Consider the following 22,302-nt stretch of genomic DNA (forward strand, 5'->3'; position numbering starts at 1 on the left):
CAGGAGCGACAAGAATGGCCCCCTATTCATGCTGCGATGTTTCGCACGAAGTGATCATTTCCGATTGTAACGACATCCTCTGAGTATGGACGACTGATCGCCCGGATCCGGCTGGCTTCGCTTAAGAAGGCTGCGCTTCCACCGACCTGAAAGCGCTTTGCCGGTTCGGGGACAGCAGAAAGCATGAGCTTGGTGTAGGGATGGCGCGGATCTGACAGAACCGTGAGTGAGCTGCCCCACTCAACCATTTGGCCCGCGAACATCACCACGATGTTCTCGGCAACCTGATAGGCTGTGGCGATGTCATGAGTGATGTAGAGCAAAGCCACTTGGCGCTCGCGCTTTACCCGCGTCAAGAGCTCGAGGATGTCTAGCCGGATGGAGACATCGAGCATTGATGTGGGTTCATCGGCCAGCAGCACCTCCGGCTGCACTGCTAATGCACGAGCGATATTCACGCGCTGCCGCTGCCCTCCCGACAGCTGGTGCGGATATTTCGACGCTGTTGTCTCGCCGTCCAGACCTACCCAATCGAGCAACTCCAGCAGCCGTGCATGTCGTTCTGCGCCGTTCCCACCGAAGCCGTGTATCTTGAGGGCGCGCGAAATCTGATAGCGCACGGTAAAGGCCGGGTTCAGCGATGCAAACGGGTCCTGGAAGATCATCTGAACCTTCTTTCGAAAGGCTTTCTCACTCTTCGCGTCCAACGATGATGGGATCTGTGCGCCGTCCAACAGAACCTCTCCGCTGGTCGGCGAAATGGTCCGTGCAATAATGTTCGCGCAAGTGGATTTCCCGCAACCTGACTCCCCCACCAGCGCCAACCCGCGGCCCGCCCTTAGATCAAAGGACACCCCGCGCAGTGCATCGAACGATCCAAAGCTCTTGGTTACATTCCTCACCTGCACGACCGGCGGCCGGCCGTCCGTGACAGCGTGCGACGAGATATCAAATATGGTCATGAGAACGCCCCCGTCTCCGCGCGACCCGCAGGCAATCTTGGTACGGCGTTCCACAACGCTTTTGTGTAGCTGTGACGTGGGCTATTCACCATCTGGTCGACGTCGCCGAGCTCCACCACCTCTCCGCGCAGCATGACCGCCATGCGGTGGCAAATCTGCGCCATCAGATGGAGATCGTGCGTAATGAACAGGATCGAGAAACCCCGTTCCTTTTGCAGTTCCGCTACCTGCTCCAGGATTTCCCGTTGCACGACGACATCGAGCGCCGTGGTTGGCTCATCCATGATTATGAGGTCCGGATTGAGTGCCAGACAGATCGCAATGACGATCCGCTGCCGCATCCCACCACTGAACTGATGTGGATAATCAGAAAGTCGGTCGGGGGCGATACCGACAAGACGAAGCATGCTTGCTGCAATCTCCCGCGATTGAGCGCGAGACGCGTTAAGGTGTCGGTGCAGAACATCGTGGAACTGGCCCTCAATCCGCATGAGAGGATTGAGCGAGTTCATCGCATTTTGGAATACCATGCCAATTCGACGCCAGCGCACTTTCTGTATCTGAGATTCTGTCAGTTGCAGCAGATCGCTCCCCTCGAGGAGGATTTGACCTTCCGCGATCCAGGCGGGCGGTTTCGACAGCCGGGCGATTGCATAAGCGATTGTGCTCTTGCCGCACCCCGATTCGCCCGCCAGCCCCAAGATCTCGCCGCGTGAAATGCTAAGGCTGACCGACTTGACCGCTTTGAAGCTCCCGCGATCGAGCAGGTAATCCACGCTCAGATTTCTAATGTCGAGCAGAGGCTCCATCAGCGCCGCACCTGCAGCGCCCTGGTCCGCAGCCGGGTCCATCGCAACCATCGGCTCAGAGCTGGCCCGGACCGAAGCTGGGGATTGGCAATCTCGTCAAGGGTGAAATTGATCAAGGCGAGACTCAGACCGACGAGCACCACGCCGGCGCAAGGGGCGGCAACATCCCACCACGCCCCAACCAGGATCGCCGAGGAGTTCTGCGCATTGTAGAGCATTGTCCCCCACGTCACGTGGAGGGGGTCTCCAAATCCCAGGTACTCAAGTGTCGTCTGCGTCACAATCGCGAAGATAATGCTGCCGACGAAGTTGATTCCGATCAGCGGCAACAGGTTCGGCAATATCTCGACCAACGCCACCCGGAGCTTCGACTCCCCAACCATTCGCGCCGCAAGGACGAACTCCCGATTCTTGATCGCCAGGGTTTGAGAACGGGTCAGGCGGGCGCCCCAGGGCCACGACGTCAGCGTTATGATGACGATGATCACGCTTGGCCCAACGGTGCCTGCGAATGCCGCGAGGAAGATGAGCAGCGGCAGGTTCGGTATGACGAGAACGGCGTTGGTCAACAGATCGAGACCGCGATCGACTCGACCGCCCATATAGCCGCCGATCAGCCCGACGACCGTGCCGAGCATTGTGATCGCAACTCCGGCGGCGACGCCGACAGACAATGTCGACCGCGCGCCCCAGACAAACTGGCTGAAAACGTCGCGCCCCATTTTTGTGGTTCCCATGAAGTGCTCGACGGACGGCGCCTGATGAGAGCGGGCCACGCGGTATTCGGGGCTGTATGGCGCGATAAGCGGTGCAAAGATCGCCAACGTGGCCAGGACGAGGAGAATAGCGGCGCCGACGACGACCTTCTTCTGGTGAAACAGAAAACTCAACGTGATGCTCCTTTTAGACGCGGATCAACGAGGCCATAGATGATGTCCACCAGCAGGTTGGCTCCCAATGTTATCACCGTCATCAACATCAGCTGGCCCTGGATCACCGGATAGTCGTGGGCGAGAGTTGCCGTGAAGAGAGTCAGCCCAAGACCCGGGTAGTTGAAAACGACTTCGACAACGATCGATCCACCGAATATGGCGCCCAACATGAGCGCCAGATGTGTGAGCATCGGGAGCATGGCGTTTCTGACGCCGTAGCTGTACATCACGGCGGCGTTCGAGAGGCCCTTGGCCCGCCCAAGCGTCACGTAGTCCTCGTTCAGAACAGAAATCATCGACGACCGCATCGTGCTCTGGAAGCTGGCGATCAGATATGGCGCAAGGCTCAACACCGGCAGCGCGGCATGGGCCGCGACACTAAGGAGGAAGGTTGCGTTCAGCCCCGGATCGAGATTCGGGTCATAAGCATAGCTCACTGGAGCCAGGCGGTAGAGGACACCGAAAACGAACAGGGTCGTCAGCGCGAAAACCACCGGAGGCACGGCATTCACGACGAAGGCCAGCGGTGAGAGGATCGAGTCTGTCTTGCCGCCGCGGCGCCATGCTGACATCGCCCCCAGAACCGTTCCCATCGCGAAGGAGAACACGACCGTCGTGGTGATCAAAAACGACGTCCAGATCAGCGGCCGGGCGAGCACGTCCAGGACCGTCATCGGATAATAGTTCGTGGACACTCCGAGATCGAAGGTCGCAAGGCCTTTGAGGTAACTTCCGAACTGGACCCAGAGAGGCTGATCGATCTGGCCGAACCTGGCACGCAAAGCCGCAACGACCTCGGGTGTTGCCCGCTGCCCAAGCTGGGCAATCATCGAGTCGACCGGACTTCCCGGCATCAGGCGGGGCAACACAAAATTCACTGCAATCGCGATCACAAGTGCAATGCAATACGTGCCTGCCCGCCGAAGAAATGCCTGCATCGACCCGATGATCCTAACTAACGACACTAGCTCTAGGCGACCGGCGACAGCTGCAGCAGGTGCATCAGCCGCATGTGGTTGTTGTCGTGATTTTCCGGATTCATCGTCGGCGTGTCCTTGCTGACGAAGCCGGAAAAGCGCTTGGTGCAGTACTGGTACCAGATAGGATTGTTGAACGCCGGAATGACAGGGAAATCATTGGCGATCACGACCTGGATCTCATTGAAGATGGCGTGCCGTTTCGCATCATCCGCAGTTCCGCGGAAGTCGGCAAACAGGCTGTCCAGCTTCGGGTTAGCATAGCGCGACCCACTGTGCCGCGTCTTGCCAACGAGGTCGCTCGAATAAGCCCCGTAGTAGGCATCAAAGGGGGTCGCACCGTCAGGCCGGGCATGCATGGCAACGTCGTAGCTGCCATCGAGGAGCTGCTGGACATATTGCGTAAACGGCGGCGTCGCGACGTCGGCGTTTATGCCGGCCTTGCGCAGGCCTTCGATTGCGATCTGCGCGTCGTCGATCCAGTCCGTCCATCCGGTCGGAACGATGATGGCGAACTTGATGGGCTTGCCGCTCTTGGTCAGCCGGAACCCTTCGGCATCTCGCTTGTCGTAACCCGCGGCATCGAACGCCTTGTTGGCACCGTCCAGATCGAACGTCACCCACTTGTCGGCATCCTTTCCGACATCGGCGTTCCGCCAGCTCTCAAACGTCGGCGGAAGGCCCGTCGCACTGCTATTAGCAGTAGGGTAACCAAAGCCCGCAATATCGACCATGGACTTTCGGTCCAGCGTCAAACTGAATGCGTGGCGGAAATTCAGGTCGGTGAAGGCTTCGTTGTTGCCCGGGTTCGTGGCCTTCCAGTTCACGTCGAACGACACGGTGTCGCCCGGCGGCTGCCAATAGGCATTGTGCACGGGATCGAGAGCGACAAAGGTCTTGTCGATGTCGGGCAGGAACGACCCAAACCAATCGAGGCCGGCAGTCGGCAGTGCCGCAAGCATCTGATCGTTGCCCGAAATCTGTGGAAACCTCATGACGTCGACCTTGAGCGAGGCCGCATCCCAATAGTGCGGGTTGCGGGCCTGTTCGTAGAGCTGCGGGGTAAAGCGCAGAATCTCGGTCATCGGACCAGAGCCCACCGGCGTTTCGTTGGCGAACGTCGCAGGATCCACAATGTCCTTCCAGATGTGCTTGGGAACCACGGAGAAGCCACCCAGCGCTTCGGGAAGCAGCGAGTTGATCGCCTTGAGTGTAAGCCTCACGTCAGAGCTGCCGACCAGTTCCACCCCCGAAACTGCTGTCTTCAGACCAACTAGATCGAGCGCGGCATTGTTGAGAGCAAGCTCAAGCGAGTAAACGACATCCTCTGCCGTGAGCGGTTGCCCATCGGACCACTTCACCCCGTCGCGAATAGTGAAGATAAGTGCGAGAAGGTCATCGGAGAAGCTGAAGGCGGTCGCCAGGCGGAATACCGGTTTGCCGCCGTCGAATTGATTGAAGATGACCAGCGGCTCATAGATGAAGTCAGTAGTACTCGCCCGCCGCCCTGCCGCGTCGAACGGATTGAAGTTTCTAACCCAACCGGTCTGCTCCTCGATGTGAACCGTAAGCGCATTTCCGGCTGCAGCGCTGGCAGATTTCGACAGCAAACCACCACCGCCTAGCGCCAGTGTCCCTGTCATTGCCAGGAATGTCCTGCGAGACAGCTCGGTGCCTTGCGCACCAACTTTGGTATCTCTCTTCATGCTCTATTTCCTCCTCCTCTTTGTGTTGCCATGTGGGAACGTTCCCTTACCTGAACGACGTTTGGCATTACGTGCCGGAATTCTAGGCGACCCTCGCGTTGGCCACCGAATTGCGCTGTATTAGTTTGGCAGGTACCACGAGGTGGGTGGCGGCAGGTGGTGCACCTTCGATAACCTCGAGGAGCATCTGAACTGCCAGCTCCCCAACGGTGTCGATCGGCAATCGGACTGTTGTTAGTGCTGGTGCCAAGTGACGAGCGTGAAAGCTATCATCGAAGCCGATGACTGAGACATCCTCAGGTATTAGCTTCCCACTCTCTTTGAGCGCTGCGATCGCGCCGGCAGCAATTTCATCGTCGCCAGCAAAGACAGCTGTGAAGTCCAGGCCCTGAGCGATCAGCCGCTTCACCGAGTTATACCCATGTTCTTCCGTGAAGCTGTCGTACTCTATTGTTATGTCGTCCAACGACAGGCCAAATTCGGCCAAAGCGAGCGCGACCCCCGCGACGCGGGCATGCGTATCGTGATGGGTTGGAATGCCGCCAATATGAACAATACGACAATGCCCGGCGCGCAGAAGAACCCTCATCGCCTCCTTTGCTCCGCCTGTATTGTCGAGCGTCACCGAGCCTGCGGCGCTGGCGCCCTCGCTAGATCCAACTAGAACCACCGGAATCCCGCTCTTTTCCAGGATATCGCGCGCGCTGGCGCTAAGCGGGAACTCGAGATTCAGTAGCAGGCCGTCGCAGGATCGACCAACCATATCCAGCGTCGCCCGCTCCTCTTGCTGCGGGTAACCAAAGCCGCTTCCAAGCAGCAGCCCCTTACCAGCAAACCGGCATGCCTGCTGTATTCCGCTCACCAGTCGCGCGTAATACGAGCTTGTCAGGTTGGTAACGACTCCGCCAATAATGTTGCTTCGACTAGACTGCAGTCCGCGCGCCGTTTCGTTGGGGCGATAGCCCAGATCCCGGATGGCCGCCTCTACTATCTCCCTTGTGCTGTCGGACACGTAACCACGGCCTGTGAGGTAACGAGAGACAGTCGACTTCGACACCTTGGCCCGCTTTGAAACGTCGATAATTGTCGCAGCCACGGCACAAAAGCCTCATAGGGGAACGTTCCCCCATTTAAGAGCTATTGGTTACATCAAGTCAAGCCCCTATTGTTCAGCCGCTGAATTTGCGCTTTGGTTGCTCATGCCTATCGCGACGAGCCTCTGGGCCAGCGATCGGATACGTGGGACGCCTACGCGAGAGACCGACTCCCTGGCCTGCTGCCGGTTTTTCGGACAACAGGTTAAGGTAGCATAGCTTTCTCCTCGGACTCGAGGGGGCTCATATATCCCAGTGTCGAGTGCCGTCGCAGAGGGTTGGTAGAAGCGCTCGACGTAATCGAAGACGTCGGCCCTGGTGTCGTCCCTCCTGTAGACCTTGCGGGGCGGTCCGCTCGGTTTTCAGCGAGGAGAAGAAGCTCTCCATCGCAGCATTGTTCCAGACGTTGCCCGACGGTCGGAATCGCAATCACGCATTCGCCTGTCGCGCGCAAAGCCTTGAAGCTGTGATCCCAAGGACCAACGATGCAACCCAAGATGGGCGGGTTGTGCTGGACCACCATATGGAAACCCATCGTCATGACATTTGGCTTGCCAGCATGAGCTGTCGCAACGAGAACGATGGGGCCAGGTTCCACCAGCCGATAGGCATGAGAAGCGGGTAGTTCCTCCATAGGAGGATCTCCTGTTGGTGTGACCAAAGCGCTGGAGCCGCGACCAGCAACGCGCCGCTGTTCTTTGTCAGCGCGCCGGGGCTGAACGAAACCTAGGGCCTGGCCCAGTGGCCAGACATCGAGATCATAGCCAGGAGCTTGAGTGTATTGCCGAAATAGTCTTCATCCGACACAGTCTTGTCCGTCACCGTGTCCCAGATGGCGTTAAGCCACCGCTGGTTGCCTGGCTCGGCCATTGCCGATACTCCCAACAAGGAGACGAAGGCCATTGAATTCTTGCCGTGCCCCGGCGGGACGCTCCCATCCACGCGATAGGTATCGGCGAATTCCTGCGGAACGCCCCCGGTGGCCCGCCGGGCCCAGGCATTGAGCGGCCGGACGGCGTTCAGCGCCCGTTGGTCCCCATTGAGCAGATAGTCGAGGCCGATCCTCCAGGGGTACGTCCGGCATTCCACGAGTAATCGCCGTCGCTTTCGCCCTCGATAAAGCCCGACGGCGCGGGTGCGGGAGATTGGGGCAGGCCGACGATGAAGTCCGGCATCAGGCCGGTCCGCAGGCTAAAGCCCGCGCGCACGGCATTGATTATGGTATAGGTGCGATCGCGAACACTAAGCCAACGCGGGTCGCCAGACGCCTGTGCAAAGGCGGCCAGGTGGGACATCATGAAGTCGGACGAGCGTGTCGTGGCGGCATAGGTAGCGTCATCGCCCCTGCCGGCCCAGTCGCCGATCAACAGAAAGTCGGACGTCGGATCGACCTCGTGCTTCAAGATGGCAGTCATCACCTTGTCGGCCTCGGCGCGGTAGTCGATGGCTCCGTCGCTGCCCCACGTCGCGTCGGCCAAAAGCAGGGCGTAGCCGATATCGAGGTCGCCGTCCGTGGCAGTATTGTCGCCGCCGACGTCATCTCCTGCATTTTCGCACCCGGCCACCTGGTTCCAGGCCAGGAAGTTTGCGTCGCTGCGGGCCGGATGGTCCCTGAAATACAGCACCATGCCATCAAAGATCTTTTGCGCGTGCGGGTCGGCGCCCGCCATCATCGCGGTGATCAGCATGCCATAGCCATGCGCCTCCGAAACTGTGATCGTGCCCGCTGCAGTTCCGCCCGCCACCGGTTTGTGATCGGCATCCACCTTGACGAAATAGCGTCCGGGCCCGCAGTCCTGAACCACATAGACCGACTTCCAGGCCCTGTAAAAATCGACCAGCGCCTTGTCGAGTTCGGTCTGGCTCCGGTGATTTGGCTTGATGGTGCCCGATACGTAAGGGACAGGGGCGAAATCAGCTGCTCTCACGGAGGGCACCGTTGCGCCTGCCATCGCCAAGGTGCCAACTGCCGCTGTAAGATGCATGAACCGCATGATTATCTCCACTTTTGGTGTGCCCCCGCATGAGAGCAGCGCGTCGATGGCGAGATGCGACTGTCTGCATCTGCGCCGTCCAGAATCCACCGAGTCGCCTTTGGTGACATGCCGGCAACGAAGCAGTCCCCCGGCGCTGCGTTAGGTCCAGTCTAAACAATTGAAATGGGAATGATATGCCGTCGATCCCGGACAACGCCAAATATCAACGCAACATCACCAATAGCCATAAATACTGATCGCCTCAAACTGGAGGCCGCGTTCGCGGATCTGCCCGGCGACGATGACGACAATATCGTCGACTTTCTCTTGCGGGGGAATCATCGGGGGTAATAGTCTGGTTCTGCTATGGAACAGCGTCTGAAAGACCGTCATGGGTCGTCTCCATGACGGGCGCCGGGAGCCACTCTCCCAGCTATCAGCCCGTCACGGAAGCTCATCCAAACTCTCACTCTCTTGTCTGATGATAGTCGGCCGCAATATTTGCGCTCCTTCGAGTCCCTTGTCGCCGACCCAACTTTTTGGCTGCGACGCAGCCGATATATTCACATTCGAGCGAATACTCATCCGATCTGAGATTGACGATGGTTATTGTGCGCACCGCCGTTTTCTACGCCAGAGTGTCCCAATCACCGCAGAATAGATCTGATGTCATTCACACATCGCCCTTGGATCCGTACATTCCAATCGGATGATCGCTTAAGTAAGCCCTATGCGATGACGTTCAGGTTCTTCTCCAATGTCTCCCGAAAGGCAAGCAATGAGCATTTCAGAGCAGTTGGACGACCATACGCCCCTACGACTCAACATAGCTGCCGAAATCGCCTTTCCGGACGGCTCTATGAGTGCGGCAGGTCTGCGAAAAGAGCGAGATGCTGACCGTCTTCAGACAGAGTTGATCGCAGGCAAGGAATACGTCACTTTGGCAGCGATCGCAAAAATGAGAGAGCTATGCCGCGGACGTCGAAAGGGGCGCGCCTCGTCTGGCGCGCCGAAAGCAGAAGAGCGGACGGAAAGCTGCGCAGCGGAGCCGGCTGGTTCATCCGCGATGGCGCAACCTTCATCAGCGCTTGTGGCGGCACTCGCGACCGCGAACGCGCTGAAAAGCGTCTCGCCAGTCACATCACGGAAAAATACCGGCCGGCCCGCGAGCGCGGTCGTGATCCCGCCACGGTCCCGTTAGCTGACGCAGTAAACGTATACCTTACCGACGTCGCGCCTTCGCACGCGAAGCCGAAAGAAACCGCCGACCGGCTGATCGTTGTCCTAACGTGGTTTGGCGACACAAAGATCGGCGACATCGATGGAAAAATGTGCCGCGATTACGCCAGGGCACACGGCAATGGCGCGGCCGCAAGGCGTCAGTTGGAGGATTTGCGAGCGGCGCTGAACAATTATCACCGCGAAGGCTACGCAACTTCTGCGCCAGCAATTGTGCTGCCCGCGAAAGCAGCACCGCGCGACCGCTGGCTGACCCGCGACGAGGCAGCCGCCCTGCTTCGCGCTGCATGGCGCATGCGCCAGTCGTGGAAGGGAAGGCCAAGCGATCGTCGCACCGCATGCCACGTCGCGCGCTTCATCTTGGTCGCTCTCTATACTGGCACGCGCTCCGCCGCGATCTGCGGCGCGGCCGTCCGGCGAACAGAAGGCGCGGGGCATGTGGATATCGAACGCGGCGTTTTCTACCGCCGCGCCAGCGGTCGCCGCGAGACCAAGAAGCGTCAACCGCCCGTCAGGTTGCCTGATCGCGTCGTGGCACATGTGCGCCGCTGGGCGAGCACACCGCTGGAAATCAAGACCAAGGGCCGAGGAAAAAGCGCCAGCATTGGCCGCATGATCGCCCATGACTACGTGGTTGAGTGGAACGGCAAACCGGTGCAGTCGATCAAGAAGGCCTTCCGCTCGGTGGTCGAGGCGGCCGGACTGGGCTGGTATGAGGAGGTTGCGACACCGCACGGTAGCGTCCGGCGCGTCTTCCGCACCGACATCACCCCGCACGTGTTCCGCCACACGGCCGCGACCTGGCTGATGCAGCGGGGGTCCGACCCCTGGGCGGCGGCCGGATACCTGGGCATGAGCGTCCAAGTGCTCATTCAGACTTATGGTCATCACCACCCCGATTTTCAGGCCCAAGCCGCCGAGGCAATCGTCTCCAAGTCACGCTTGTCAAACATACCCAAAAACACAGTCAGGATGCGCGCGGCACAGAAAGAGAACATTTCCGCCTACCCCACAGTTACCCCACAGATATACCGGAAATAAACGTGAACATTGGCCCTCCAGCGTGATGAGAAACGCCGGAAATCCGGGCTTTTGCTGGCCAACCCGCCCGTTCGGGACGAGGGGGTCGCAGGTTCAAATCCTGCCACTCCGACCAGAAACAACAATGGGTTAGCGCCGCGACGATGGCTACCCCACAGATATCCCGACAGAAATAGCTATGTGTCTACGGGGCGCGTCCCCGCCAGAGGGCGCACGCCCCGCCGTCGAAATCCTGCCGCTGCAGGCCGGCGCCATGCCGACATCTCCGCCGACACTTCGCGCTGCAAGCGGCATCGGCTACCGCCACCGCACCTCTGTCATCGAGGAGTTAGGTGGTTCGTCGAGTGGTACCGGGTTTTCCACGTCTGACGAGCCGGATCGGCGAGGCTCCGGGGGGCGTACCCGGCCCTTTCGAGAGCCGTGCATGGCTTTGCGAATCGAGCCATCATTTATCAGTGCCTTGATCGTTGCCGTGGCGAAGAGCCGACTTCTTGAGATAGGGCGCGATAGAAATCAGGGCTGTGACCAAGCTGCTGAAAACGATCCAGCCAACTATCTCTTTTTCCGATATCTTTCGATCATGTTTGATGCCTGTTGCCGGTGGCGTCCGCGAATGGACGATTTGCGCCAGATCGGCCCGGCTGCCATGCCGGATCGAATAGGCGCGGGTAATTTCCGCGCCGAGTAGAAAGACCTCCGATGAGTAGTAGACCCACAGCAGCACCACAAGCAGCGCCCCGGCAGCGCCATATGAGGAGGCAACCGCGCTTGTGCCAATATACCAGCCGATCAACGACTTTCCGATGGTGAACAAAAGCGCCGTGATCACGGCGCCGACGCCCACATCACGCCATTCGAGTGAACGGTCCGGCAGAACTTTGTAGATGGCAGCAAACATCAGTGCGATCAGAACAAAGGAGACGATGGTATTTATGGAGGCGAGGATAAACTCGCCAAAAGGCAGGTGAGCGTTGATCACTTGGGCAAGCGCCGATATCGCCGCGCTCGCAACCAGCGAAACCAGAAGTAGAAAGCCCAGCGCTCCCACCAAGCCCAGACTTGCCGCGCGAGCCCGCACCAAGCGCGAAATGGAAAATCCGGTGGGTGGCACTTTCCACATCTGGTTCAGTGAAAGCTGCATCTCTCCGAACACCCCGGATGCGGTGACAAACAGAGTGATCAAGCCCAAGATGGTCGCCAAGGTCCCTGCGGTTCTCTGGGAGGCGCTTTCGATCGTTGCTTGCAGCAGGTCGGCACTTTGAGGACCCATGACGCCTGAAATCTGTGCCGACAACGCGACCTGAGCGGCATCATTCCCGAAGCCCAGACCGGCGATGGCAACAACGATCAGCAGGATTGGAGCGAGCGAAGTGGTCGCATAGAAAGCCATCGCCGCCCCGTGGCTCAAGCAATTGTCGTCGACGAAGCCGCGGATGCTCTCGCTCAGCAGGTGCCAAAACGCAATCAGCGACCGTGACATTGTTAGCCTCAAGACTTTCGCAGCTCGGCTGGAGAGTTCGCCGCAACACCGGCGGACAATCTTGCGGACGGATTATGACCTTCGTCACCATGGCACCGTCCACACTTCCATGCGCTTCACTCACGATCCTCCCTTTGCTTCAACTCGCGACGTAACTCCGCGTTCCCAAGGCGGGCTCGAAGGAAAAGGTCAGCACATTGACGCCTGCTGTTTGTGCCGGCATCGCAGGATCACTGCTTCGGTGCCACCGGCACAGATGCGAGCGGCGAGAGCATTGATCCGGCTCTCAATTGCTGGTGCGTGGGCGGCGGGCCTTCCGGGAGCATCACCTCAACGCCGCGAAAATCGCTCACGCGATCGACGAGCGGAACACGCGGTGGCGTTGCAAAAATCGAAAAAAGCTGACCAGCTGCTTCGCCGGAACCGTTGCGGAATGAGATGACGCCCACAGGCAAACAGGAGGACAATCGATGAAAACCGCAATTCTGACTGCCGCCGTGGTTCTGGCCATGCCGTGTTTTGCCTCTGCCAAGGACAAATGCGCCGACGCCAAGGATCAGGTCACCATGAACCAGTGCGCCGATGCTTCGTTCAAGAAATCGGACAAGGAGCTAAACGAGCTCTACAAGCAGATCGAAACCCGCCTCAAGGACGATGCGGATGCCAAGAAGCTTCTCGTTCAAGCGCAGCAGGGCTGGGTTAAATTTCGCGATGCGGAGTGCCAATTCCAGGCTGCGGGGGCGGCTGGAGGAAGCATGGCACCGATGCTCATCTCGATGTGCATGGACAGCTTGACGCAATCCCGTGTCAAGAATTTCGAGGGTTACCTGAATTGCCAGGAAGGCGATGCGAGCTGCCCCGTTCCAACAGCGAACTGACGCCCACAATTGGTTTGATCACAATGCAGCGGGAACCAGAAACTCGCTGGGTTTTGCGGCACAATTTCGTTCAAAAAAGCCGTTTTGGATTCGCCTGATGGGGTGCGCCTGGTGGCGGGGCATAACCCGCCACAAAGGTTGTTGGCAAAGGCGATGGCCTATTTGGAGCCGCCAAGTGCCTTCAATTTCTCGCAGAACTGAGCATGAGGCTTGCTCATCGCCGCGTCGTTGCATTCCTTCATCATCTTGTCCTGATCAGCCTTGGCCATCGCAGCCCAAGCCTTTTTCATATCGGCGTCGGGCTTCATCGTCTTCATGCTCGCGTCGGTGAAGAACGGGGCCATCATCTTGGGTTCATCGAGCGCGCCGGCAAGCGCCGCGCCGCCAACAATCGTGAAAGCAAGTGCGCCTAAACAGGCAGTTTTGAAGCTCATGAAATTATCCTTCCCTATTTTTGTGCCCCGACCGTCGTTTGCGATCAGGTGCGGTTTCTAACGCAATATAAGCAACATCTAAAAAACGGCGAATGTTGGGATGTCGCTTCACAAGTCGATCACATCCTTGAAACGAATGGCGCCGCGCGGCGGACTGCCTTTTTCGGATTACCTCAGCCGCCGATATGTCTCGCCTGCTGCGCTGGCACTCACGGGTTTGACCAGAGCACAAGAACACCTCCTGGTCCTTGGCCGCCAGAATGCCATCGAACGGGTCGCAGCCTTGCTGGTCGACATGACGGAACGCCAAGGAGGCCTGCGCAAGATTGAGTGGCGGATGTCGCGACTGGATATTGGCGACTATCTCGGCCTCACCATCGAAACTGTGTCGCGGGTCTTCACCCGCCTCAAGGACAAAAGCGTCATTCGCCTGCTCGGCTTGCGCAGCATCGAAATTCTAAAGCAGGACGAGCTGCTGAACATGGGCAATAATGCGCCTCGCTCCTCCAACGTCACCCCCAAGGGCACGGTGCACGCCGCCTAGCGGAGGCCGAAAAAGCTCAATATCGCTATCACGATGACCACCGCTCCGATGAGCCAAATGATATTGTTCATGATCTCTCTCCTGTTGCCTGCCTGGTGAGCCCGCGCCTCTGGCGGAGGACGCGGGCCGATCAGCCTTTGCCTGCTGATCTTCAGCGGACCTCAAACTGTGATGCCTGCTGTGGAGATAAAACCATTAGGCTTATCTAATGTTCCGTAGCCTGACAGGATCTCGAAATAGCTAAGCAAACTGCTTTTGTGGGACAGAGACAGATTGGTCCTCACAGCGGCAGTTGCGCTGGCCTGCCCGCCCGGACGACGGACGATGCGGCGGCGTAGCTGCCCGGGAGAACCAACCGTAATTGTAGAAGAGCCGATGTCGCGAACATCCCGGGTGAGGACTCATGGGAGTCCGTCGCCAATATTGCGAATTTTCTCCAGGTCTGGTCGCGCGTCCGATAGCCAACCCTTCGATTTACCATACGTCCCAGCTGTCCCGGGAAGCCCGGAACCAAAGGGATCAGCGGCAGTTGTACCCGACGAAGGGCTAATCAAGGCAATGGAGAAATTGGAATGAAAACAGTGGCCATCTGCGCTTTGGCGCTTTCGCTGGGGTTCCCTGCTTTGGCATCGGCCGCCCAGACTGACGTTATCATCAAGACCCATCATCGACATCATAACCACGTCAGGATCATCAATGAGGAGGGCCAGCGCCTTCATCACCGTTACCATGGACAGATCGCGTTCTACGATAATGGCCGCCGGCACCACCATCGGAATACGGTCGTTGTCACCGGCTCCGTCTCCACTCACCACCGTCATCATCACCCGGTGGTGATGGAAAACAGCGGCTACTGATCGCCGACTGGTGGCCCGGCTCTCGATCAAGCCTGGCCACCAGCTGCGAAAGAGAACCGGGCCAATTCTGATATCTCGTCATCGCCGGAACTAAATTGCGCGAACTTGGGTCCGTGAGCCCAGGCAATTCGTCGTATCCTACGCCGGACGGGCCTGTAGGGGGCTTGCTGCACCAAAGGGGAACTTGGTGATCAATCAGCTGAGGACTACTCCAGCCACCATGAAGGTAATAGCCACAGCGAAGATCGGTGCGAGCAACCAGCGCGCCTGGCCAACACTCTTCTCCATCGGCTTCCTCCCATAATCTCGTAGCGGACAAACGGTGGCAAACAGCGGCTGTTCCGGGCGCCGCGGCCGGCAAGACCATTACGTCTTGGGGCAAGACCTAAGTCCCGCACCGCGCCAGACCGAAGCCCAGCCCTGGAACGTTTGCCCGCCCTCCAGAGTTCGGTTGGCTGGGCGCGAGGACCATCAAAAAAGAAGCGGACGTAGATGACCACGACAATCTCGAATCGTGACAACGCAAGATCCGATGCCTTGCAGCTGCGCGTGGCAGACCTCAGGAGCAGGATGCGCGACGCGCGGATCACCAAGAGCGAAATCAAGACCTTCCAAAAGGTCGCGGCCGTAATGGAGGACGGTCAAGGCCGGATCTATGGCGACGATTTGATCGCCGCATCCTTCGTTACCGACGTGCTGACGGACACGACGCGCCCTGAATGACCATGCCAACAATCAGCAGGCTTTTTGAATCCCATTCTGAAGCAGCCCGGATCGCCGGCAACCTTTTGGCGGCCGGGGTTCCTCGCGTACAGATCGCGATTATCGGGCCCTACCATGACGAAATCGGTGTCCTGAAATCTCCCGCTGTCATGCTTGGCGCCGCCGCCGGGCTGTTGGCTTGCCTGAGCGCTTTTGCTGTCCACGGCATCAATCCTTTTGCGACCGGCCTGCCGGCGACGGCCCTGATAGGCTGCGGCTGCATCCTCGGCGGGTTGTTCGGAGCCATGGCCGCGGGCGCCAGAAGGTTTGAGCGTAGAGGCGTCGACGAAGGAGTTGTGCTGGTGACGGCCCATGTCGATGAGAATGCCACGGACGTCGCCCAAATGGTGCTCGGTGGTGGTTGTGTCCCCATGACCGGATTGGACGCCGAAGCAGCGTAAGATTTCGATGACATTGAATAAACGGGCCGATACCCCAGTGCAGAGCGCGAGCACTGGGCTATCGGCCCCTCAACCTTTGACGAGATGGGCATCGGCCCCTAGTTTTGATCGATGAATATGAGGGAGCCGGTAAAACGGCGAACCGGACGCGGACATGAATTTGATCTCAACGACCGGATCGGCACCGGTTCTTCTGGCTACGGTGTTTCTTGTTGCCGGATGCTCCTCGATCGGCAGGACGGCCGATCCGGCCAAATACGAGAGCATGAGCTGCACCGAGCTCAACAGCGCCGTGGGAAGCAGCGCGAGCGACATCTCGCAAACCGCGATCACCCGCGGCAAAGTCGCCAACACCAGAGTGCCGCGCTGGCTGCCTGGCGGATCGCGCGTGAAGATGGCGGTCGCCAACCGTGAAACGGCAAGGATCGACCGGTTGAAGCAACAGCAGGATGCCGTTGTCGCCGTGCGCGCACGCAAGTGCGCCAGCTCAGCCGGCTGAGCGAACAGGCCTCACCTACAGTGACTTGTCACGCGCTCAACCGGAAGCGCGTGACGTCGATCGCGGCGTTCATCAGCGTCTGTGTATAAGGGGCTTGCGGATTGCTGAAGATGGCCTCGGTCGGCCCCTCCTCGACAATCTTGCCCTGCTTCATGACGATGATGTAGTCGGCCATGGCGCGCACCACCGCGAGATCGTGGCTGATGAACAGGTAAGACAGTTCGTGGTCGGCCTGGAGCTTGCGCAGCAGTTCCACGATCTGTTTCTGCACCGAGCGATCGAGCGCCGAGGTAGGCTCGTCCAGCACGACCATCTTCGGCTTCAGGATCATGGCGCGGGCAATGGCGATGCGTTGCCGTTGTCCGCCGGAAAATTCGTGCGGGTAGCGGTTGCGGGCGTTGGGGTCGAGACCGACTTCGCGCAGGGCCTCGACCGCGCGCTGGTCGCGCTGCTTTCCCGAAAGGTTCGGCTCATGCACCAGCAGCCCTTCGGTGATGACCTGGCCGACGGTCATGCGCGGCGACAGCGAGCCGAAGGGATCCTGGAAGACGAGCTGCATCTGGCGCCGCAGCGGTCGCATCTGCTGCCGGTTGGCAGTGGAAATGTCGCGATCGCCGAACCGAATAAGCCCATCGCTCGGCAAAAGCCGCAGCAAGGCGCGGCCGAGCGTCGATTTGCCCGAGCCGGATTCGCCGACGATGCCGATGGTCTGGTTGCGTTGCAACCGGATCGAGATGTGATCGACAGCGCGCAGCATCAGCGGTTCGCCGGCGAAAAACCCGCCACCGATCCTGAATGTGACTTCGACATTCCTGCCCTCGAGCACCACGGGCGCATTGGCGGGCGGAGGTGCCTTGGTTCCCGTCGGCTCGGCCGCCAGCAGCATCTTGGTGTAGGCATGCTGCGGGTTGGCGAAGATCGCTTCCGCCTCCCCTTCCTCGACGACCTCCCCCTGGCGCATGACATAGACCCGGTCGGCGAAGCGGCGGACGATGCCGAGGTCGTGGGTGATGAAGACGATCGCCATGCCAAGCTTGCGCTGCAACTCGGCCAGCAGCATCAGGATCTGCGCCTGGATGGTCACGTCGAGCGCCGTCGTCGGCTCGTCGGCGATCAGGATGTCGGGGTCGTTGGCGAGCGCCATGGCGATCATCACGCGCTGGCGCTGGCCGCCGGACATTTCGTGCGGATAAGATTTCATCCGCCGGTCCGGATCGGGAATATGGACGAGCCGCAGCAGCTTGAGCGCCTCATCATGCGCCTCCGTGGCGCTCAGGCCCCGATGCCGGCGGATCGGCTCGATCAGCTGGTTGCCGATCGAATAGAGCGGATCGAGCGAGGTCATCGGCTCCTGGAAGATCATGCTGATCTTGCGGCCGCGGACCTTGTTCAGCTCGGATTTGCTCAGCGTCAAAAGGTTGCGGCCGCGATAGTCGACACTGCCCGACGCCTCGCCATTGGAGGCCAGCAGGCTCATCGCCGCCATCATCATCTGGCTCTTGCCGGAGCCGGACTCGCCGACGACTGCAACGGTTTCGCCCGCATTCACGTGGATGTTGATACCCTTGACCGCTTCGACCGCACCGTCGAGCGTGCGGAAGCGGACGCGGAGGTCCTTGACCCTGAGGATCGTTTCGGGAGTGGCCATGTCAGCGTTCCCCATCTTTATCGATCCCTTGGGTCAAGCGCGTCGCGCAGGCCATCGCCGACGAAGTTCAGGGCGAACAGCGTCGAAACGAGGAAGAAGGCGGGAAACAGGAGCAGCCAGTTGGCGGTGCCGATGTTCTTGGCGCCAACCGAGATCAGCACGCCCCAGCTGGTCATCGGCTCCTGGATGCCAAGGCCGAGGAACGACAGGAAGCTCTCCAGGATGATGACCTGCGGCACCAGCAGCGTCATGTAGATCACCACGGGGCCAAGCAGGTTGGGGATGACATGGCGCAGCAGGATGCCGCGCTGGCCGATGCCCATGGCTTCCGCCGCCTGGACATATTCCTGCCGGCGGATCGACAGCGCCTGGCCACGCACGATGCGCGCCATGTCGAGCCAAAGCACGGCACCGACCGCCAGGAACATCAGCACGAAGTTGCGGCCGAAGAACACCACCAGCATGATGACGAAGAAGATGAACGGCAAGGAATAGAGCACGTCGACGATGCGCATCATCACCTCGTCGACCTTGCCGCCGGAAAAGCCGGCGGCGGCGCCATAAATCACACCAATCACCACCGCCACGATGCCCGCGAGCAGGCCGATGGCAAGCGAGATGCGCCCGGCCATCAGCGTGCGCGACAAGAGATCGCGGCCAGTGTTGTCGGTTCCGAACAGGAAATACTGCTGCTTGACCGACGCGATCATCGTCACTTCGAGGCCGTCGGGCGACTTGCTCTCGATCTTGGTGTCGTCGAAGGCATCAGAACGGTCGAGGTAGCGGATGTTGCGGTCGTCGATCGGCTTGGCCGACTTGACCGTGACGAAAACCTGATTGCCCTCCTGGTGCCACTCCTTGATGTCGACGCGCATGCGTTTGATCGCTTCGGTGAGCGCGGTCTCGATCATATCGGGTTTCGGGTAGGCCGACAGGCTTGGCGGCATGCGCACATAATCGGCGTAGATGGTCGTGTATTGATGCGGCACGAACCACGGGCCAAAGACGCTGACGACCCCGATCAGAACGAGATAGTAGAGGCTGAACATGGCGGCGCGGTTGGCCTTGAGGCGCGCCCAGGCATCACCCCAAAGCGAGCGACCGACGATGGCGGGAGCGGTGGCTGCGATGTCAGTCATAGCGCACCCTCGGGTCGACGATCGCGTACATGACGTCGACGATCAGGTTGAAGACGATGGTGAAAATGGCGATCACCACCACCGTTCCCATCACCAGAGTGTAATCGCGATTGAGCGCGGCATCGACGAAATAGCGGCCAACGCCCGGAATGGAGAAGATCGTCTCGACGATGACCGAGCCGGTCAGCAGTGCCGCCGCCGCCGGGCCGGTGAAGGAGACGATAGGCAGGATGGCGCCGCGCAAGGCGTGCTTGACCACCACCGACCAGTCGGAGAGGCCGAGCGCTCGCGCCGTTCGGATATGATGGGATCGCAGCGACTCGATCATCGAGCCGCGCATCAGGCGGGCGACGATGGCGATCTGCGGCAAGGCGAGCGTCAGCACCGGACCTACCTTGTTGATGAAAGCGCCATCGCCCCATCCCCCGATCGGCAACAGCCTCCAGGTCAGCCCGAACAGGAGCTGGATCACCGGCGCGATGACGAAGGTGGGGATGGTGCTGCCGGCGGTCGCCAGCGCAATCACCGTATAGTCGCCAAGCTTGTTCTGGTTGAGCGCGGCAATGGTGCCGAGCACGCTGCCGAGCAGCAGCGCCAGGATCAGCGCCGAGGCACCGAGTTGGACGGAAATGGGTAGGCCCTTGGCAAACAGTTCGGTGACGGTGAAATCCGGCATGTTGTAGCTCGGGCCGAAATTGCCGCGCAGCAGATTGCCGAGATAGTGGACATATTGCAGCCAGAGCGGATCGTTGAGACCGAACTGGGCTTCAAGATTGGCCTTGATCTCGGGGCTAAGTCCCCGCTCCTGGTTGAATGGACCGCCCGGCGCGACGCGCATCAGGAAGAACGCCATCGTCACGATGACGAACAGCGTCGGGATGGCGGTCAAAAGCCGCCGGAATACGTATCGCAGCATCGGTGCCCCGCTTGATCCGGAGCCCGCCCGTCCACCCGGACGATTGCGCTCCAGCCTTCAAATCTTCGCACCGAACTTTCCGAGAATCGATTCCGCTTCCCGGGCCGATGCGATGGCAAACCAGCGCCGCCGCGCATACGTTTGCGCGGCGGCTTGGCTAGGGATCAGTCCTTGCTGACGAAGCGTGACGGATGCACGTCCATCACATTGTCGACGAAGCCATGCAGCTTCGAGGAAACGATGTCGTGGTAGCTGTAGTAGAGAAGCGGAATCTGGCCGACATCGTCGATGAGGATGCGCTCGGCCGCGGAGAGGTCCTTCATGCGCTCGTCGGGCTTGCCGCCGGCGGCCGCGGCCTTGTCCATTGCCGCTTCGTATTGCGGACTGTTGTAGTTCGAATAGTTGTTGCCGCTGGCCTTGCGCGTGATGCCGAGGAAGGTTTCCGGATCCTTGTAGTCGGCAATCCAGGCGGCACGCGCCACGTCATAGTCGCCCTTCTGCTCGAGGAAGGAGTAGTGGGTCTTGGTGTCGGTGTTGAGCAGCGTGACGTCGACGCCAAGCGGCTTCAGCTGTTCCTGGATCGCCACAGCGGTGTTCTTGTGGTTTTCCGAGGTGTTGTAGCGGATCTCCATCTTCAGCGGATGCTCGGGCGTGTAGCCTAGCTTCTCAAGGATTTTCTTGGCCGCGTCCTCGCGGTCGATCTGCGGCATGTCGGCGTATTTGGCCATTGCGGGCGTGTAGCCCTCGATGCCGGGAGGCACCATCGAATAGCCGGGAAGCATAGAGTTCTGCCAGACCTTTTCAGCGATGAAGTCACGGTCGATCGCCATCGAGATGGCGTTGCGCAGCTCGGGGTTGTTCCACGGCGCCTTGTCGGTCTTGATCGCATAATAGTAGGTGCCGAGATACGGCCCGACATGGATCTGGTCGCCGAACTTGGTCTTGAGGTCGGCGAGCTGTTCGGTCGGCAGATCATCATAGCTGTCGAGTTCGCCGGCCTCGAAGCGCTTCATAGCCGATGAACGATCCTCGGTCGGGATGTAGTTGACGACGTCGAACTTGACGGTCGCGGCGTCCCAGAATTTCGGATTCTTGACCAGTTTCATGTGGTCGTTGGGAACCCATTCGGCCAGCGTATAGGCGCCGTTCGAAACCAGATTGCCGGGCTTGATCCAGTCGGCGCCGAGCTTTTCAATCGAAGCCTTGCTGACCGGATAAGTCGCCTGATGGGTCAGCATCTCCAGGAAGTATGGCGTCGGTGCCTTCAGAGTCACTTCCAGGGTGTTGGCGTCGATCGCCTTGACGCCCATGTCCTCCGGCTTGCCCTTCTTGGTGTTGACGTCCTCCGCACCCTTCACCGGATAGAGCATCGAGGCGTATTCCGCGCCGGTCGCCGGATCCTCGAGCCGGTGGAAGGCGTAGACGAAGTCGTCCGCCGTCACCGGGCTGCCATCCGACCACTTGCCGTCCTTGCGCAGCTTGAAGGTGTAGACGGTGCCGTCATCCGACACCGTCCAGCTTTCGGCGGCGCCCGGAATGAGGTTCGCCTTCTCATCTTGCATGACCAGTCCCTGGAACAGGTCACGCAGCACGTTGGCTTCATAGACCGTCGAGGTCTTGTGTGGATCGACCGACTCCGATTCAGCGGCGGTGCCCCTGTTATAGACGGTCTCGGCAAAGGCTGGCGTCAAGAACGTGCCGGCAGCCAAGGTCATGGTCGTGGCGAGTACCGTCGCCTTCAGCATATTTTTCAGCATGAAGTTCTCCCTGTCGGCGCTGCCATCGGCGCGCCTTTGCGTGTTGACGCCCCGGAACCGATGTCTGGTTCCTTTGAGCGCGCCACCGGTTCCCTCCGGCGGCTGGTGGCAGGAGACTAGACAGGAGGTAAGCTCTTTTCAACTGAGTACTGATTGACCCTAAGTCAATCCTCATTATCGCAGAAGCAACGGCTAAATTAGAAAGACGCTTCAATCGAGCACATCCCTTGGTTGCACCCGGAGTTTCCGCT

Annotated in this window: 20 protein-coding genes and 3 pseudogenes; 7 read left to right on the forward strand and 16 right to left on the reverse strand. The window is 59.6% G+C overall.

Going from position 1 to position 22,302, the window contains the following annotated elements; translation table 11 throughout:
• Window positions 1–26: 26 nt before the first annotated feature.
• The 10 genes and pseudogenes from FJ960_RS25750 to FJ960_RS29620 form a co-directional block, all read right to left on the reverse strand.
• Window positions 27–962 carry an ATP-binding cassette domain-containing protein gene (locus FJ960_RS25750; RefSeq protein ID WP_140717780.1) on the reverse strand — a complete coding sequence of 312 codons (936 nt, stop codon included), beginning with the start codon at window positions 960–962 and terminating at the stop codon, window positions 27–29.
• Window positions 959–1,774, reverse strand: coding sequence for an ABC transporter ATP-binding protein (locus FJ960_RS25755; RefSeq protein WP_140717802.1), 816 nt, complete (start codon window positions 1,772–1,774; stop codon window positions 959–961). Before FJ960_RS25755 ends, FJ960_RS25750 begins: the two co-directional genes overlap by 4 nt.
• Window positions 1,771–2,661 (reverse strand): ABC transporter permease, encoded by an 891-nt coding sequence (locus FJ960_RS25760; protein WP_246672954.1) that lies wholly within the window; start codon window positions 2,659–2,661, stop codon window positions 1,771–1,773. Before FJ960_RS25760 ends, FJ960_RS25755 begins: the two co-directional genes overlap by 4 nt.
• Window positions 2,658–3,641 (reverse strand): ABC transporter permease, encoded by a 984-nt coding sequence (locus tag FJ960_RS25765; protein ID WP_140717784.1) that lies wholly within the window; start codon window positions 3,639–3,641, stop codon window positions 2,658–2,660. Before FJ960_RS25765 ends, FJ960_RS25760 begins: the two co-directional genes overlap by 4 nt.
• A 32-nt stretch (window positions 3,642–3,673) precedes the next feature.
• Entirely contained in the window at window positions 3,674–5,323 is a 1,650-nt protein-coding gene (locus tag FJ960_RS25770) for an ABC transporter substrate-binding protein (RefSeq protein WP_140717804.1), read from the reverse strand.
• A gap of 145 nt (window positions 5,324–5,468) precedes the next feature.
• Entirely contained in the window at window positions 5,469–6,482 is a 1,014-nt protein-coding gene (locus tag FJ960_RS25775) for a LacI family DNA-binding transcriptional regulator (protein WP_140717786.1), read from the reverse strand.
• A gap of 203 nt (window positions 6,483–6,685) precedes the next feature.
• A pseudogene (locus FJ960_RS25780) lies at window positions 6,686–6,894 on the reverse strand (IS3 family transposase); the annotation flags it as partial.
• A 4-nt stretch (window positions 6,895–6,898) separates the two neighbouring features.
• Window positions 6,899–7,114 (reverse strand): annotated as a pseudogene (locus FJ960_RS25785) (flavin reductase); the annotation flags it as partial.
• A 385-nt stretch (window positions 7,115–7,499) separates the two neighbouring features.
• Entirely contained in the window at window positions 7,500–8,474 is a 975-nt protein-coding gene (locus FJ960_RS25795; RefSeq protein ID WP_140717790.1) for a glycosyl hydrolase family 8, read from the reverse strand.
• Between the two features lie 216 nt (window positions 8,475–8,690).
• On the reverse strand, window positions 8,691–8,849 hold the full coding sequence (locus FJ960_RS29620) for a hypothetical protein (protein WP_181166072.1): 159 nt from the start codon (window positions 8,847–8,849) through the stop codon (window positions 8,691–8,693).
• Between the two features lie 576 nt (window positions 8,850–9,425).
• Between FJ960_RS29620 and FJ960_RS25800 the strand changes: the two genes are divergently transcribed.
• Window positions 9,426–10,736 (forward strand): tyrosine-type recombinase/integrase, encoded by a 1,311-nt coding sequence (locus FJ960_RS25800; protein WP_246672955.1) that lies wholly within the window; start codon window positions 9,426–9,428, stop codon window positions 10,734–10,736.
• Between the two features lie 445 nt (window positions 10,737–11,181).
• On the opposite strand, the gene FJ960_RS25805 is transcribed toward FJ960_RS25800, so the two are convergent.
• Window positions 11,182–12,216 carry a YihY/virulence factor BrkB family protein gene (locus tag FJ960_RS25805; protein WP_140508035.1) on the reverse strand — a complete coding sequence of 345 codons (1,035 nt, stop codon included), beginning with the start codon at window positions 12,214–12,216 and terminating at the stop codon, window positions 11,182–11,184.
• A gap of 470 nt (window positions 12,217–12,686) precedes the next feature.
• On the opposite strand from FJ960_RS25805, the gene FJ960_RS25810 reads away from it, so the two are divergent.
• The gene (locus FJ960_RS25810; RefSeq protein ID WP_140717792.1) at window positions 12,687–13,094 is read left to right on the forward strand and encodes a lysozyme inhibitor LprI family protein; all 408 of its coding nucleotides are present in this window, start codon (window positions 12,687–12,689) and stop codon (window positions 13,092–13,094) included.
• Between the two features lie 158 nt (window positions 13,095–13,252).
• Here FJ960_RS25810 and FJ960_RS25815 read toward each other — a convergent pair whose 3' ends face one another.
• Window positions 13,253–13,528: a hypothetical protein gene (locus FJ960_RS25815; RefSeq protein ID WP_027143995.1), complete on the reverse strand. Its 276-nt coding sequence runs from the start codon at window positions 13,526–13,528 to the stop codon at window positions 13,253–13,255.
• Between the two features lie 202 nt (window positions 13,529–13,730).
• On the opposite strand from FJ960_RS25815, the pseudogene FJ960_RS25820 reads away from it, so the two are divergent.
• From FJ960_RS25820 to FJ960_RS25840, 5 genes and pseudogenes are all read left to right on the forward strand, one after another.
• Window positions 13,731–14,072: pseudogene (locus tag FJ960_RS25820) on the forward strand (helix-turn-helix domain-containing protein); the annotation flags it as partial.
• A gap of 572 nt (window positions 14,073–14,644) precedes the next feature.
• Entirely contained in the window at window positions 14,645–14,929 is a 285-nt protein-coding gene (locus tag FJ960_RS25825) for a hypothetical protein (RefSeq protein ID WP_140717794.1), read from the forward strand.
• A 492-nt stretch (window positions 14,930–15,421) separates the two neighbouring features.
• Window positions 15,422–15,652, forward strand: a complete 231-nt coding sequence (locus FJ960_RS25830; RefSeq protein WP_140508029.1) for a hypothetical protein — start codon at window positions 15,422–15,424, stop codon at window positions 15,650–15,652.
• Entirely contained in the window at window positions 15,649–16,092 is a 444-nt protein-coding gene (locus tag FJ960_RS25835; RefSeq protein WP_246672956.1) for a hypothetical protein, read from the forward strand. The genes FJ960_RS25830 and FJ960_RS25835 overlap by 4 nt, the downstream gene beginning before the upstream one ends.
• A gap of 154 nt (window positions 16,093–16,246) precedes the next feature.
• The gene (locus FJ960_RS25840; protein ID WP_140508027.1) at window positions 16,247–16,591 is read left to right on the forward strand and encodes a hypothetical protein; all 345 of its coding nucleotides are present in this window, start codon (window positions 16,247–16,249) and stop codon (window positions 16,589–16,591) included.
• 28 nt (window positions 16,592–16,619) lie between these two features.
• Here the strand turns inward: FJ960_RS25840 and FJ960_RS25845 are convergent, their stop codons facing one another.
• The 4 genes from FJ960_RS25845 to FJ960_RS25860 form a co-directional block, all read right to left on the reverse strand.
• Window positions 16,620–18,239: an ABC transporter ATP-binding protein gene (locus tag FJ960_RS25845; protein WP_140508025.1), complete on the reverse strand. Its 1,620-nt coding sequence runs from the start codon at window positions 18,237–18,239 to the stop codon at window positions 16,620–16,622.
• 17 nt (window positions 18,240–18,256) lie between these two features.
• Window positions 18,257–19,378, reverse strand: coding sequence for an ABC transporter permease subunit (locus FJ960_RS25850; RefSeq protein ID WP_140508023.1), 1,122 nt, complete (start codon window positions 19,376–19,378; stop codon window positions 18,257–18,259).
• The gene (locus FJ960_RS25855; RefSeq protein ID WP_140508021.1) at window positions 19,371–20,294 is read right to left on the reverse strand and encodes an ABC transporter permease subunit; all 924 of its coding nucleotides are present in this window, start codon (window positions 20,292–20,294) and stop codon (window positions 19,371–19,373) included. The genes FJ960_RS25850 and FJ960_RS25855 overlap by 8 nt, the downstream gene beginning before the upstream one ends.
• Window positions 20,295–20,458: 164 nt before the next feature.
• Window positions 20,459–22,051 carry a peptide ABC transporter substrate-binding protein gene (locus FJ960_RS25860; protein WP_140508019.1) on the reverse strand — a complete coding sequence of 531 codons (1,593 nt, stop codon included), beginning with the start codon at window positions 22,049–22,051 and terminating at the stop codon, window positions 20,459–20,461.
• Between the last annotated feature and the right edge of the window lie 251 nt (window positions 22,052–22,302).

Origin of the sequence: Mesorhizobium sp. B2-3-11, assembly GCF_006442215.1 — a bacterium.
Classification (GTDB): Bacteria; Pseudomonadota; Alphaproteobacteria; order Rhizobiales; family Rhizobiaceae; genus Mesorhizobium; species Mesorhizobium salmacidum.

Excerpts from the sequence above, each read along its gene's own strand:
- FJ960_RS25860 (WP_140508019.1), bottom strand. The coding sequence starts at position 22,051 with ATGCTGAAAAATATGCTGAAGGCGACGGTACTCGCCACGACCATGACC.
- FJ960_RS25845 (WP_140508025.1), bottom strand. The coding sequence starts at position 18,239 with ATGGCCACTCCCGAAACGATCCTCAGGGTCAAGGACCTCCGCGTCCGC.
- FJ960_RS29620 (WP_181166072.1), bottom strand. The coding sequence starts at position 8,849 with ATGACGGTCTTTCAGACGCTGTTCCATAGCAGAACCAGACTATTACCC.
- FJ960_RS25825 (WP_140717794.1), top strand. The coding sequence starts at position 14,645 with ATGAAAACAGTGGCCATCTGCGCTTTGGCGCTTTCGCTGGGGTTCCCT.
- FJ960_RS25800 (WP_246672955.1), top strand. The coding sequence starts at position 9,426 with ATGCCGCGGACGTCGAAAGGGGCGCGCCTCGTCTGGCGCGCCGAAAGC.
- FJ960_RS25835 (WP_246672956.1), top strand. The coding sequence starts at position 15,649 with ATGACCATGCCAACAATCAGCAGGCTTTTTGAATCCCATTCTGAAGCA.
- FJ960_RS25830 (WP_140508029.1), top strand. The coding sequence starts at position 15,422 with ATGACCACGACAATCTCGAATCGTGACAACGCAAGATCCGATGCCTTG.
- FJ960_RS25850 (WP_140508023.1), bottom strand. The coding sequence starts at position 19,378 with ATGACTGACATCGCAGCCACCGCTCCCGCCATCGTCGGTCGCTCGCTT.
- FJ960_RS25810 (WP_140717792.1), top strand. The coding sequence starts at position 12,687 with ATGAAAACCGCAATTCTGACTGCCGCCGTGGTTCTGGCCATGCCGTGT.
- FJ960_RS25840 (WP_140508027.1), top strand. The coding sequence starts at position 16,247 with ATGAATTTGATCTCAACGACCGGATCGGCACCGGTTCTTCTGGCTACG.
- FJ960_RS25770 (WP_140717804.1), bottom strand. The coding sequence starts at position 5,323 with ATGACAGGGACACTGGCGCTAGGCGGTGGTGGTTTGCTGTCGAAATCT.
- FJ960_RS25750 (WP_140717780.1), bottom strand. The coding sequence starts at position 962 with ATGACCATATTTGATATCTCGTCGCACGCTGTCACGGACGGCCGGCCG.
- FJ960_RS25855 (WP_140508021.1), bottom strand. The coding sequence starts at position 20,294 with ATGCTGCGATACGTATTCCGGCGGCTTTTGACCGCCATCCCGACGCTG.
- FJ960_RS25815 (WP_027143995.1), bottom strand. The coding sequence starts at position 13,528 with ATGAGCTTCAAAACTGCCTGTTTAGGCGCACTTGCTTTCACGATTGTT.
- FJ960_RS25805 (WP_140508035.1), bottom strand. The coding sequence starts at position 12,216 with ATGTCACGGTCGCTGATTGCGTTTTGGCACCTGCTGAGCGAGAGCATC.
- FJ960_RS25765 (WP_140717784.1), bottom strand. The coding sequence starts at position 3,641 with ATGCAGGCATTTCTTCGGCGGGCAGGCACGTATTGCATTGCACTTGTG.
- FJ960_RS25795 (WP_140717790.1), bottom strand. The coding sequence starts at position 8,474 with ATGCGGTTCATGCATCTTACAGCGGCAGTTGGCACCTTGGCGATGGCA.